The organism is Streptomyces sp. NPDC014889 (assembly GCF_043081205.1).
In the GTDB taxonomy this organism is placed as follows: domain Bacteria; phylum Actinomycetota; class Actinomycetes; order Streptomycetales; family Streptomycetaceae; genus Streptomyces.
Genome location: NZ_JBIBWH010000003.1, coordinates 209,108 through 221,923, shown reverse-complemented (window position 1 = coordinate 221,923; position 12,816 = coordinate 209,108). Strand labels below are relative to the sequence as shown.

Genomic DNA, 12,816 nt, shown 5'->3' with positions numbered 1-12,816 from the left:
CCTGTGGACAACCTCACCCCGACCGTGTTCCCGCGACATGATGGAGACGGGTGGGGCAGGATGGCGGCGATGCTCAGAGGACTCGTACACCTGCTGGCGTGGTCGCTCGCCACGGGCGCGGCGGCCACCCTGTCGTGGTGGGGCGTCCACACGGTGATGGCGGGCACCGCCTACGATCCGCCGCGCGCCCTGCCCATCGCCGCGGCCGAGGCGCCCCGTCAGGAGTCGGCACCGGCCGCCTCGCCCACCTCTCGGCCGGCCGTGTCCAAGCCCCCCTCGGCCGGTCCGAGCGCCTCGTCCGGCGGACCGGCGGTGACTCCCGTCCCCTCCCGGCCCGCGCGCCCCGCGAGCGGTCCCGCCCCCTCCCCCACCGCCTCGGGCCGGGTGAGGAGTTACGACACCGAGGGCGGCCGGGTGGTCTTCGACCTCGGCGAGGTCTCGGCGAACCTGGTCTCCGCGACTCCGGGCACGGACTGGTCGATGCAGGTGTGGAAGACGGAGACCTGGATCCGCGTCGAGTTCACCTCCGGCACGGACCGGGTGTCGGTCATCTGCGCCTGGCACGACGGGCCGCCGCATGTGGAGATCGGCAACTACTAAGAGGAACGCCGGGTTGAGCGCGCCCGGTCCTGCCGGACCGGGAAGTCCGGCCGGATCAGCGGAAGGCGGACGGCGGCGGGGCCGGTGAGGCGACCGCCGCGGCGTCGGTGACCGGTGCGGCCCCTCCGGTGAAGTCGGTGAGGGCGCGGCCGTGTTCGACGCGGCCCGGGTGCGGGTCGGTGGCGGCCCGGCGGGTCAGTTCGGCGACCGGCAGCGGGAGGTCGGAGGCCACGAGCACGGCGTTGCCGAAGCGCTTGCCGCGCAGCACGGTCGGGTCGGCGACCAGCGCGAGTTCGGTGAACCGGGCGGCCGCGGTGGCGATCTGGCCGCGCAGATGGGCCAGCGGCGGGCCGTCGGCGAGGTTGGCGGCGTAGACACCGCCCGGCTTGAGGACCCTGCGCACCCCTTCGAGGAACTCCGTCGAGGTGAGGTGGGCGGGTGTACGGGCGCCGCTGAACACGTCCGCGATGACCAGGTCGGCCCAGCCGTCCGGCACTTTGGCGAGCCCCTCGCGGGCGTCCACCGACCGCACCCGGAGGCGGGCTCCGGAATCCAGCGGCAGCTCGCGGCGGACCAGTTGGACGAGGGCCGCGTCCCGCTCGACCACCTGCTGGGTGGAGCGGGGCCGGGTGGCGGCGACGTACCGGGCGAGGGTGAACGCCCCTCCGCCGAGGTGCACGGCGTGGACCGGCCGGCCGAGCGGTGCGGCGAGGTCGATCACGTGCCCGAGCCGGCGCTGGTACTCGAAGGAGAGGTACGCCGGGTCGTCGAGGTCGACGTAGGACTGCGGGGCGCCGTCGATCAGCAGGGTCCAGGCCCGTGCCCGCTCCCGGTCGGGTATGAGCTGTGCGAGCCCGCCGTCGACCTGTTCGGCGACGGCTTCGACGGCTCCTCGCCCGCGGCGGGGGCTCCTGGTCCTTCCCATTGGCCCATTGTCGCAAGCCGTGCGGTGTGCCACCCACAGGTGGCGGGAGCCGTGGGCGGGCGTTCCGGGCGGGTGGGGCGCCCGGGTCAGCGGCAGCTGTCCGCCGCCTCGATCGTCCGGGCCGCCTCCCCCAGCGCCCGCCGCAGCGCCGCGGGGTCGGTCGCGAGGTCGGCCTCGTCGGGCGGGACCAGCCAGTCCGAGCCCTCCACCGGCGGCTCCGGGGCCAGTCGCAGTCCCCGTCCGTCGGTCCTGGTGCAGGTGCTCCCGGGTACGTCCCAGGCCGCCGCCGTGCCCGCCGGCACCACGAAGCCGAGTGTGTCGCCGCCTTCGTCGTGCAGGACGGGCCCCACCGTGTCGCCCGGCCCGCGGCGCAGGATGTCGACCGTCTCGAGCCCCTGCCGGGCCGGCACCGTGACCACGTCGCACGGGGACGGCGTACAGGGATCGGCACTGCGCGGGGTTTCCATCCCGGCCTCCATCACGAAAATCCCTCCTCGTGAACGAGCGGGCTCGGAGCCCGGCGGCTCCCGGCCCATGGGGTTCAACGCGAGAGGGCGTCAACGGCTACGGGCGAAGTCCGTCATGAAGGGTGGCACTTCATGGCAGATCAAGGATGAGATATCCGGTTTGTAGCCAAACGCAGCGTGCATGGGCGGACACAGCAGGTACTTTCTTGCTCGCCGGAAACAGGGCGCCACCCGTACGACCGGGACGACTCGGGCGACGGGTGACGCGGACGACCGGGTGACTCGGGCAACTTCCCCTGGGTCCGGCATGGTTCGACGGTTCGCACGAGAGGGCCCGGCCATGACGTCGTCGACGGTGACCTCGTCCCAGTCCCCCCGTCCACCACGGCCGAATCTCGCCTTCCGGCGGCTGCGCGGACAGCGCTCCCCGGCCGAGTTCGCCGCGGCGGTACGGCGGGCCGCCCACGCGATCGGTGAGCGGGTCAGCTGTGACGCGCGCTACATCGGCCGGGTGGAGGCGGGTGAGATCCGCTGCCCCAACTACGCCTACGAACGTGTGTTCTTGCACATGTTCCCGGGCCGCACGCTGACCGACCTGGGGTTCGCACCCCGGTCGGCCGTTCGGGGACGCGCCTCGCGCGCCGTGCCCGAGGCACGGGAGGGACGTGACCCGTACCACTCCACCGAGTCGCCGGACCCGTGTCACCCGTATCACCCGTACGACCCGCACGATCCGTACCACCCGCACGAAGACCACGAGAACCACGAGGAGAGCGACGTGCTGCGTCGCGCATTCATGACCCGCGGGGGCGCCACCGTGGCCGCCGCCTCGCTGGGCCCCCTGGGACCCGCCTTCGACGCCTCGGCCGCGGACCGCCCCGCGCGCCGCGCCGGCGCGAGCGACGCCGGGGCAGTCGAAGAGGCCGTCCGCAGGATCCGGTTGCTCGACGACCGGCACGGAGCGGACGGGCTCTACCGCCGCGCGGCCGCTCCGCTGCGCGCCGCCTACGCGCTGCTCGACGCCGGTGCGACCCGGCAGACCACCGCCGACCGGCTGCACTCGGGCGCGGGCGAACTGGCCATCTCGGTGGGCTGGCTGGCCCACGACTCCGGGCGTTTCGACGACGCGCGCTCGCACTACGCCGAGGCACTGGCCACCGCGCGCATGACCGGGGATCCGGCCCTGGAGGCCCACGCCTTCTGCAACACCGCGTTCCTCGCGCGGGACGCGGGACGGCCCCGTGAGGCGGTGCGGGCCGCGCAGGCCGCGCAGCGCGTCGGGCGCGGGCTGGGCTCGGCGCGGCTGATGTCGCTGCTCTCGCTGCGCGAGGCGGGCGGCTGGGCCGGACTGGCCGACCGCGCCGGGTGCGAGCGGGCGCTCGCGCGGGCACGGGCCCTGTACGAGCGGGGCGCCTCGGACGCCGACCCCGAGTGGATGAGCTTCTACGGCGAGGCCGAGCTGGCGGGGCTGGAGGCGCAGTGCTGGTCCACGCTGGGCGACTGGCCGCGGGCGGCCCGGCACGCGCGGCGTGCCGCGCAGCTGCAGGATCCCCACTTCACGCGGAACATCGCGCTCTACACGGCCGAACTGGCCGACGACCTCGCGCGCGGGGGCCTGCCGGACGAGGCGGCCGTCGCCGGAATGCGGGTGCTGGACCTGCTGGGCCAGGTCCAGTCGTCCCGCATCCAGACGATGCTGGCGGGAACGGCGCGGGTGCTGCTCCCGCACCGCCGGGCGGCCGGCGTCTCCGTCTTCCTGGAAAGACACGCGAGCGCCCCTCGGGCGGTGTGACGACCCCACAGCACCCGGCCCCACAACACCCGGCGCCGCGGCGGCCGGCTACGAGAGGTGACCCACGTCGTTCCAGTGTTCGAGGGCCGGTTCTCCGTATGCCCAGCCCAGTACCGACAGTGACGTGGGGTTGAGACGGATGTGTGCCGCGAAGTCGAGCGGCAGGCCGAGCCACCGCGCGCCGATCGACCGCAGGATGTGGCCGTGGGCGAAGACCAGGACGTCGCGGTCCTCGGCGCGGGCCCAGGCCACCACCTCGTCGGCGCGGGAGGTCATCTCGGCGAGCGTCTCCCCGCGCGGGACCCCGTCCCGCCAGATCAGCCAGCCGGGCCGCTCGGCCTGGATCTCCCGCGGCGTCAGGCCCTCGTACGCGCCGTAGTCCCACTCCATCAGCGTGTCCCAGCACATCGCGCGGTCGCCGAAGCCGGCGAGCTCGCACGTCTCACGCGCGCGTGCCAGCGGGCTGGTGCGGACCTCGACCCCGGACAGGCCGTCGAACGGCGCCCGCTGGAGCCGTTCCCCGAGCAGCTTGGCGCCGCGCCGGCCCTCCTCCAGGAGGGGGACGTCGGTCCTGCCGGTGTGCCTGCCGGACAGTGACCACTCGGTCTGTCCGTGCCGGGCCAACAGGATGCGCGGTGCCATGGAGAACCTTCCGGAAAAAGGTCAGATCGTCGGACGGAATCCCTCCATCATCGCGCACGCCGCCGGAGGGCAACCCGGGGGACGGTCTGTGCGTCTATCACGGCCGGGGCCACTCGGAGGTGGCCGGGTCGGGCACCGTAAAGTGGCACGACCGTCCGGCACCGCCGGGCAGCGCAGCGACGAAGGGGGAGGGCATCGGATGCCGCAGACCGAGGCACCGGCACGGCGCACCGGGACGGCCCCGCACAACCGGCTGCGCTGGTGGACCGAGCTGCCGCTGATACTGCTGGTGTACGGCTGCTACTCGGCGGGCCGGCTGCTGGCCCGGGGCGACGTCTCCACGGCCGTCGACCACGGCCTGGCCATCCTGCGCGTCGAGAAGCTGCTGGGTCTCAACGCGGAGCACCCCCTCAACCGCCTGTTCACGCGCGAGGCGTGGCTCGGCGTCCCCGCCGACTTCTGGTACGCGTCGCTGCACTACCTGGTGACCCCCGTGATCCTGGTGTGGCTGTTCAGGGCGCGCACCACGCACTACCGGGCGGCCCGCACCTGGCTGATGACGTCCACGTTCATAGGACTGATCGGCTTCACCCTGCTGCCCACCTGCCCGCCCCGTCTGCTCTCCCCGGACCACGGGTTCGTGGACACGATGGCCCAGTACAGCGCGTACGGCTGGTGGGGCGGCGAGGCCAGCGCGCCGCGTGGCCTGGGCGGCATGACCAACCAGTACGCGGCCATGCCGAGCCTGCACGTGGGCTGGGCCCTGTGGTGCGGGGTGATGCTGTGGCGCCACGGCGGCACGCGCACGGCGAGGGCGGCGGGCGTCGCCTACCCGCTGCTCACCGCGCTGGTCGTGATGGGCACCGCCAACCACTACTTCCTGGACGCGGTCGCGGGCGTGGCCGTCATGGGGGCCGGAATGCTGCTCGCGCCGTTCGTGATGCGGGGCGCGGACCGCGCCAAGGCACTGCTGACACCCGGCGCCACGGCCGTCACGGGGGACTCCGGTGCCGCGGGTTCCCCGATTGTCAGTGGCGGATGCCAGACTTCGGCGGGTGAGCGAATTCCACGGCAGCGCGAAGCACGGTTCGGTCCCGGAGCCGAACCGGATGCCGTCCCCGAGGACGCGGGAGACGGCGCTCCGGCCTGGGGCCTCCCCCGCCCGAGCGAAGTCGAGAGCTTGGGGAAGGCTCGCTGAGCTGCGCGGTCCCGGCGTACCGCCCCGGGCGCTCGACGCCCGTGCCCTGGCCGCGCTGGCCGCGAACCCCGGCTGCGGACGGCGCGCGGTCCTGGACGGCGCGGGCGTGGACAAGGCGGCGCTCGCCGAAGCGCTGGGCGCGCCCGCCGTCTTCGGGCAGTCGCAGTTCGCCTTCATGCGGGGCAACGCGTTCGAGGCGCGGGTCAAGGCGGACGGCGGCGCCGAGCTGCTGACACTGGCGCACACCAGGCTGGACCCGGGCGCCGAACCGCCGCACGAGGGCCGGATGCCCGACCTGAGCGCCGTCGGCCCGGAGGGGCGTACGGCGCGTACGGCGCTGGCGCTGCGCGAGGCCACGCGCGCGGGTGCCTGGACGCTCCTCGACCATCCGATGCTCGCCCTGGAGGTGGCGGGCTCGCCCGTTCACCTGGAGCCGGACGCGGTGGTGGTGCACCCCGACGGGAGCTGGACGGTGGTGGAGATCAAGTCCTTCCCGATGCTGGACGGCTCCGCCGACCCGGCCAAGGTGGGCGCGGCCGCCCGCCAGTCGGCGGTGTACGTGCTGGCGCTGGAGGACGTCGCCGCGCGCCTCGACCCCGCCCCGCGCGTGCGGCATCGTGTGCTCCTGGTGTGCCCCAAGGACTTCTCCAACCTGCCCACCGCGTCGGCCGTCGACGTCCGCAAGCAGCGCGCTGTGACCGCCCGCCAGCTGACCCGGCTGACCCGCGTCGAGGACATCGCAGACGCCCTGCCCGAGGGCGTGTGCTTCTCCCCCGAGCTGTCCCCGGAGGAGCTGACGGCCGCGGTGGAGGCGGTCCCGGCGACGTACGCGCCCGAGTGCCTGGCCGCGTGCGAGCTGGCCTTCCACTGCCGTGCCCGGTCCCGCGAGCGGGGCGCGGTGACGGCGCTCGGCCGCTCGGTCCGCGCCGACCTGGGCGGCCTGTCGACGGTCGAGGACGTGCTCGCGGCCGCCCACGGCGAGGCGGGCGACCCGGACGACCCGGCGGTGGCCGCCCTGCGCCGGGCCGCCGCGCTGCGGGCCGAGGCCCTGGAGCCGGCCGGGCGGGAGGCGGCGTGTCGCTGATCGCCACCCTGGGCCGTCTGGAGGCCGTGCGGTCCGGGCGGGCCCAGCCCGCCGCGACCGTCCGGCACCGGCATCTGTCGGAGCAGCCGCTGGTGTTCGTGCCGCTGACCACCGCGGGTGAGGCGGGCGCCCCGCTCGGCGCGCTGGTCGGCACGGACCGTGACGCGCCGCGGCTGCTGGCCGTGCCGCAGCCGCGCGACCGCGACCTGCGGTTCGCGTTCCTCGCCGAACTGGCCGACGTCGTCCTGCCGTACATCGACTCCTACGCCGACACGGTCGAGGCCGCCGAGCGGAGCGAGACCGACCCGGAGAGCGGCAAGCGGGTCAAGGTCGAGGTGGAGCTGTGCGCGGACGCGCCCCAGCTGATCGTGCCGAGCCGCGCGGGCGTCGATTTCGTACGGCTGCTCGGACGTTCGATGCGCTTTCGCCGCACCGCCGAGCAGGACCCGGAGACCCCGCATCCGGCGCCGCCGCGCGTGCCGCTGCTCGGGCGGTGGCTGACCCACTTCGGGGAGCGGGCCCGGGTGCCCGGCTCCTCGCTGCTGCCGGCGATGACCGATCTGCTGGCCCAGCACTGGACGACCGGCCAGTCCAGCCTGGAGGACCAGCACCTGGGGGCGCTGCTGGCGTGGATCGCCCCGCCGGACGGCGCGTCGGGTGCCGAGGCCGCGCTGCGTGCCGAGCTCGCGCGCACCGCCGACGGCCAGTTGGAGTGCCCGCCTGCGGGCCCCGCCACCGACCCGGCCTTCGACAACAGACTGCTGGCACCGGCGATCGAGCGCTACGACCGCGCCCGGACCGCGCTCGCCGCCGCCGAGGACGGCATGGAGGCCGACGCGCGGCTCGGCGCCCTCACCGCGGCCGAGCGGCACATCCGCGACCTGATCGAGCAGTGCGCCCGACCCACCTGGGACACCGTCTGGCGCGGCCTGGACCTGCTGCGGACACTGCCCGAGGGCGGGCACGCCGAGGAGCGCTGGACGCGCGACCGCTGGTCGTTCACCGGCCACCGCGACCGGGTGCGGGCCGGGGAACCGCCGCAGCCGCGCCGCGACGACGCGGTGACCGCGGCGAACAAGCTGGCCACGCGCGAGCGTGAGCAGGCCCGTCTGGAGGCCCAGGAGGCTCTGGACGACCCGCTCGTCATGGCGGGGCGGCGGCTGGCCGGGGAGGCGTTCGCGGGCGAGGTCACGGACGTCGTCATGGCCTACAGCGAGGGCAGGCGGCCCAGTCCGCGCCCGCTGGTCACCGTGCGCACCGACGACCGGCCGCACCTGGGCGAGCGGGCCAGGGTGTACCGGTCGCTGGACGGCAAGCCGCAGTCGGCGGAGTTCGTCGCCTGCGAGGAGGACACCGCCGAGGGGACGCTCGTCGTCCTGCGGATCCTGGACAGGATGGGCCGCGGCAAGGAGCCCGCGGCCGGTTCCGTGCCGGACAAGGGCGACCGCCTGTGCTTCACGCTCTTCGAGCACGAGCAGCGCGGCGGCGCGAAGCTGCCCGACCCGGAGCAGACCCCATGGACCCACGGCGGCCCGCCGGGCGAGGAGAGCACGCCGGAGGCCCCGGACCCGGTGACCGAGGAGGATCTTCTGTGACCGCCACCGCCCAGGACCCCGTGGCCGGCCCCGCCGGCCTCCGGACGCCCTTCGATCCCGGGGCGGCGGCCGCCCGCGCGACCGACGCGATCCTCCGCGACACCCTGCACGGTGCGCACCGCGGTGTCGTCGTCGACTCCCCGCCCGGCGCCGGGAAGTCGACGCTGGTGGTGCGCGCGGCGCTGGAGCTGGCCGCCGCGGGACGGCCGCTGATGGTGGTCGCGCAGACCAACGCCCAGGTCGACGACCTGGTGCTGCGGCTGGCGGAGAAGAACCCCGAAGTGCCCGTGGGCCGGCTGCACAGCAGCGACACCGACCCGTACGACAAGGCGCTCGACGACCTGCCGAACGTGCGGAAGTCGGCGAAGGCCGCCGACCTCGCCGGACTCGACGTGGTCCTGTCGACCGCCGCGAAGTGGGCGCATGTGAAGGTCGACGAGCCGTGGCGGCACGCGATCGTCGACGAGGCGTACCAGATGCGCTCGGACGCCCTGCTCGCGGTGGCCGGGCTGTTCGAGCGGGCGTTGTTCGTGGGCGATCCGGGTCAGCTCGACCCGTTCGCGATCGTCGGCAGCGAGCAGTGGGCGGGGCTGTCCTACGACCCGTCGGCGTCCGCGGTGACGACGCTGCTGGCCCACAATCCGCGGCTGCCCCAGCACCGGCTGCCGGTGTCCTGGCGGCTGCCGGCGTCGGCGGCGCCGCTGGTCTCCGACGCGTTCTACCCGTACACGCCGTTCCGCAGCGGCACGTCGGCCGGGGACCGGCGGCTGACGTTCGCGGTCCCCTCGGACGGCTCCGGTCCCGACCGGGTGCTCGACGAGGCCGCCGAGTCCGGCTGGGGCCTGCTGGAGCTGCCCGCGCGGCACACTCCGCGCACCGATCCGGAGGCGGTGCGGGCGGTGGCGGCGGTCGTACGGCGGCTGCTGGAGCGGGGCGGTGCGGCCGTCTCGGAGCGGTCGCCGGATCCGGCGCCGCTGACCGCCGACCGGATCGCCGTCGGTACGGCGCACCGCGACCAGGCGGCCGCCGTGCGGGCGGCGCTGGCGGAACTGGGCGTGACGGATGTCACCGTGGACACGGCGAACCGGCTCCAGGGACGTGAGTTCGACGTCACGGTCGTCCTGCACCCGCTGTCCGGACGCCCCGACGCCACCGCCTTCCACCTGGAGACCGGCCGCCTGTGCGTCCTCGCCTCCCGCCACCGGCACGCCTGCGTCGTGGTCTGCCGCGCCGGCGTGACCGACCTCCTGGACGACCACCCGTCCACGGAACCGGTCCAACTGGGAGTGACGGTGAAGTTCCCGGACGGTTGGGAGGCGAACCACGCGGTACTGGCCCACCTGCGAGAACACCGCGTCCCCTGGCGACCCTGACCGGCCCCCCGGGCGCGGCGACCGAAGCGGCACGACAACCACGACCGCCACCCCGCCCTACACCGGACGGAGTCCGGCACGCCGCCGCAGGCGGCCCACGAACACAGCCCGGACGGTTGGGAGGCGAACCACGCGGTACTGGCCCACCTGCGAGAACACCGCGTCCCCTGACGCACGCTGCGGGCGCGGCAGCCCGGCGGCCCCGAGAAGTTGCGGGTGGGGCGGGGTCGGGGCCTTGCGTTCGCGGGACACAATGGAGGGTGGCCCTTTCGCAGGGCGGTGTCATCCGAACCGTACGAGGAGGTCGAGACATGGCGGAGCCAACGCCGCGTCGTGACGAACCGCGGCTGCGCCCCGCGCCCCTGCTCTTCGAGCCCGCCGAGGCGGCCGCCGACCCCGAGCACTTCTTCGACCTGGAGTCGATCGACGATCCGCGGGCGCTGCTCGCGCGGGCGACGGAGCTGACGGTCGCGTTCCGCGCGGCGGCCGACCGGGCGGTGGAGTTCCAGGCCATCGCGGCGGCGCAGCTCGCCGACCCGCGGCGGTTCGACCGGCTGACCCCGGCGGCCATCGCCGAGCGGGCGGACTGGACCGAGGACTACGCCAAGAAGATGGTGGAGTTCGGTCGGGACCTGCTGAGCGGAGCCGAGGGCGGCGTGCACGCCAACCCGGCCGACCCGGTCTGACCCCACGCGCCTCGCGTCCACGCTGCCCGGCTCTGGCATATGCCGGGCAGGCAAGATACCCCCACCCCCCGTCGCGTGTCCCGATTTCCCGCAACTCTGGGGAATCGCCCCCTCACAGCGGGTAGATGTATCCGCCATGAGCCGCACAGGGAACGAACCCTTCGTCGACCACCTCGACCAGTGGGCCGGCCACCGCTCCGACGCCTCGGGCGTCACCGCGGAGGGCGCCGCCTGGCTGGCCTCGGCGGGCGCGTATCCCCGCAGCACGCTCGCCCTCTGGCGGGAGCGGCCGGACGCGCCGCTCGTACTGCCCTGCGGCACCGTCTTCGACGTGGTGAACGTGCCCGCGATCTTCGGCCGCCGGATGCTGGACCGGCTGTGGGACGACGGCCCCGGGTCGGGGCCGGTGGCCGTTCACCGGGGGCGGATGCTGCTCTTCGCCGCATCCGGCACCGCGCACCGGCTGCCGTCGCTGCTGGAGTGGGAGGAGTGGGGCTCACGCGGCCGGGAGGACGGCCGCAAGGAGGGCATCCCGCCCCTGCTGTGCCACGGCAACGGCGACGCGGTGACCCTCCCGGCCCTGTCCGGCGACACCCCGCCCGTACGTCCGGCCTCCCGCTGGCTCGTCGCCCCGGACACCCGCCACCCCTGGCTGCCGGGCCCGGAGATCATGCTCTGGGCGGCCGTACGGGCCGCCCGCGCGGCGGTGCGGATATCGATTTTTCCTCCCAGCGACCAGGATGCTAAGGTCTACGACGTCAGCAGGCGCCGCTAGCTCAGTTGGTTAGAGCAGCTGACTCTTAATCAGCGGGTCCGGGGTTCGAGTCCCTGGCGGCGCACGATGACGATGGCGAGGCAGGTTCGCGGAAAGCGCGAACGGCCTCGCCATCGCTGTTCTCGCGCGGCTTCGCAGCGCGTTGCGGGGGCTCTGCCACCCACACCCCCTGGCTTCCGTGGCCGGGGATGTCAGCCAGACGTGATCTTGACGGTGTACGCGCCGGACGGCGTACGGTTCTCCACCTCCACCCGGACCCCGTCGCCCGGCACGGTGAAGCTCTCCCCCACGTCGATCGGGGCGTCGGCGAGCGCCGGCTGGACCGAGGACTCCTCGCAGGCCTCGGTGTGCGGATGGGCGTCGATCACCTCGATCGGTCCGCCCCCCGACGCCGCCCCGCTGCGCACCCGGTACACCAGCACCCCCTGCCGGCACCCGGTCACGTCGTTGCCGATCGAGGCCCGCGCCTCGATGGCCAGCACGCTGTCGCTCCCGGTCCGCACCACCACCAGCTTCGTTCCGCCGCCGAGCCCGAACAGCGGCGACCCGGCGGCGGCCGTCACCGACGAACCCGCATCCGACGGGCTCGCTCCCGCCGGGCCCACCTCCACCGGTTCCAGGGTCAGCCGGGTCGGCCCGCCTCCCCGCACACAGGTCACCTGGCGGGGGTCCAGCCACCCGAGCTTCCACTTGTGCCAGGCGAAGAGGTCGGGCGACAGACCGAACTGGCTGCCCATCAGGTCCCAGTCCCCGACGTAGGTGTCCCAGTCGCCCTTGCCGTCCGCGGGCCGGTGGTACAGGTCGGGCAGGTCGAAGACGTGCCCGGACTCGTGGGCGAGCACCAGCCGGTCCGGCGGGTGCCGTTCGAAGACGGTCACCACCCGCCGGATCTCCTTGCCGTCGGCCACCAGCGGGGTGTCCAGATTGACGACCTTCGTCGCGTCCGAGTCGACGCCGGGCGCGTCCGGGTCGGCGACGAGGTAGACGACGTCGTAGCGCGAGAAGTCGACCTCGGGGTCGGACACGGCGAGCGCGTCCCGCAGATACGCGGTGCGGTCCCGGGCGTTCCAGTCCCGGTGCATGGCGTACGCGGTGGACGGGCGCGGCATCCGGATCCAGCGCCGCAGCGGGTGGGGGCGCAGGGTGAACCTGCCGTACGACGCCTGCTCGTAGTACCGGCTGGTGGCCGGGAAGTGGTCGGCGGCGAGTTCGGCCGGGGTGGTCCGCGGGGTGGAGTCCGGGAAGGACAGGAACACCAGGACGGCGTTCAGCGTCCGGGTCGGCCGTACGTAGGCGGGGTTCCAGGTGTCCAGCCCCTCCGAGTGGTGGGCGTCCGTGCGTTGCAGGGCGCAGGCCGCGGGGGAGAACGGCTCGGCGACCGAGGGACCGCCCAGGATCGAGGTGGCGGCGACCGCCGACATGGTGGTGAGCACGGCCGCGGTGCTGCGCAGCCTGGGGCGTGCCCCGGCCCGGTTCGGCGCCCTGCGGGCGTCATGGCCCAGCGCCTTCGGGGGCAGCTGACGCGGCACGGGGGACCTCCGGAGGCGGTTCGCGGGACACCGAACCCAGCCTGTGGGAGTTTGTAGAGGTATGCCTTGTTTGTCTGCACCGGAAGGGTGAGAGAGGCGAGTTCACGGCAGGACGGTCCGAAAGGGGCCTGGGGAAAGAGCACCTCGGGA

12 protein-coding genes and 1 tRNA gene are annotated in these 12,816 nt (G+C 74.4%); 9 read left to right on the top strand and 4 right to left on the bottom strand.

The window, feature by feature from the left end:
* Positions 1–69: 69 nt before the first annotated feature.
* A complete protein-coding gene (locus ACF09J_RS07150) occupies positions 70–600 on the top strand; it encodes a hypothetical protein (protein ID WP_392304363.1) in 531 nt (176 codons plus the stop codon).
* A 55-nt stretch (positions 601–655) separates the two neighbouring features.
* On the opposite strand, the gene ACF09J_RS07145 is transcribed toward ACF09J_RS07150, so the two are convergent.
* Entirely contained in the window at positions 656–1,525 is an 870-nt protein-coding gene (locus ACF09J_RS07145) for a spermidine synthase (RefSeq protein WP_392304362.1), read from the bottom strand.
* A gap of 86 nt (positions 1,526–1,611) precedes the next feature.
* The gene (locus tag ACF09J_RS07140; RefSeq protein ID WP_392304361.1) at positions 1,612–1,992 is read right to left on the bottom strand and encodes a hypothetical protein; all 381 of its coding nucleotides are present in this window, start codon (positions 1,990–1,992) and stop codon (positions 1,612–1,614) included.
* A gap of 340 nt (positions 1,993–2,332) precedes the next feature.
* On the opposite strand from ACF09J_RS07140, the gene ACF09J_RS07135 reads away from it, so the two are divergent.
* Complete coding sequence (locus tag ACF09J_RS07135) at positions 2,333–3,784, top strand: hypothetical protein (protein WP_392304360.1); 1,452 nt, start codon at positions 2,333–2,335, stop codon at positions 3,782–3,784.
* A 48-nt stretch (positions 3,785–3,832) separates the two neighbouring features.
* Here the strand turns inward: ACF09J_RS07135 and ACF09J_RS07130 are convergent, their stop codons facing one another.
* Complete coding sequence (locus ACF09J_RS07130; protein ID WP_392304359.1) at positions 3,833–4,426, bottom strand: histidine phosphatase family protein; 594 nt, start codon at positions 4,424–4,426, stop codon at positions 3,833–3,835.
* Between the two features lie 199 nt (positions 4,427–4,625).
* Between ACF09J_RS07130 and ACF09J_RS07125 the strand changes: the two genes are divergently transcribed.
* The 7 genes from ACF09J_RS07125 (at position 4,626) to ACF09J_RS07095 (ending at position 11,201) form a co-directional block, all read left to right on the top strand.
* Positions 4,626–5,624: a phosphatase PAP2 family protein gene (locus tag ACF09J_RS07125; RefSeq protein WP_392304358.1), complete on the top strand. Its 999-nt coding sequence runs from the start codon at positions 4,626–4,628 to the stop codon at positions 5,622–5,624.
* Entirely contained in the window at positions 5,536–6,708 is a 1,173-nt protein-coding gene (locus tag ACF09J_RS07120; protein WP_392304357.1) for a hypothetical protein, read from the top strand. Before ACF09J_RS07125 ends, ACF09J_RS07120 begins: the two co-directional genes overlap by 89 nt.
* On the top strand, positions 6,699–8,303 hold the full coding sequence (locus ACF09J_RS07115) for a hypothetical protein (RefSeq protein WP_392304356.1): 1,605 nt from the start codon (positions 6,699–6,701) through the stop codon (positions 8,301–8,303). The genes ACF09J_RS07120 and ACF09J_RS07115 overlap by 10 nt, the downstream gene beginning before the upstream one ends.
* Before the next feature lie 20 nt (positions 8,304–8,323).
* Positions 8,324–9,676 (top strand): AAA domain-containing protein, encoded by a 1,353-nt coding sequence (locus ACF09J_RS07110; RefSeq protein ID WP_392304672.1) that lies wholly within the window; start codon positions 8,324–8,326, stop codon positions 9,674–9,676.
* Between the two features lie 311 nt (positions 9,677–9,987).
* The gene (locus ACF09J_RS07105; protein WP_392304355.1) at positions 9,988–10,362 is read left to right on the top strand and encodes a hypothetical protein; all 375 of its coding nucleotides are present in this window, start codon (positions 9,988–9,990) and stop codon (positions 10,360–10,362) included.
* Positions 10,363–10,498: 136 nt separating this feature from the next.
* The gene (locus ACF09J_RS07100; RefSeq protein WP_392304354.1) at positions 10,499–11,137 is read left to right on the top strand and encodes a bifunctional DNA primase/polymerase; all 639 of its coding nucleotides are present in this window, start codon (positions 10,499–10,501) and stop codon (positions 11,135–11,137) included.
* Positions 11,128–11,201, top strand: a tRNA-Lys gene (locus ACF09J_RS07095). Before ACF09J_RS07100 ends, ACF09J_RS07095 begins: the two co-directional genes overlap by 10 nt.
* A gap of 127 nt (positions 11,202–11,328) precedes the next feature.
* On the opposite strand, the gene ACF09J_RS07090 is transcribed toward ACF09J_RS07095, so the two are convergent.
* Positions 11,329–12,666 carry a M6 family metalloprotease domain-containing protein gene (locus ACF09J_RS07090; RefSeq protein ID WP_392304353.1) on the bottom strand — a complete coding sequence of 446 codons (1,338 nt, stop codon included), beginning with the start codon at positions 12,664–12,666 and terminating at the stop codon, positions 11,329–11,331.
* Between the last annotated feature and the right edge of the window lie 150 nt (positions 12,667–12,816).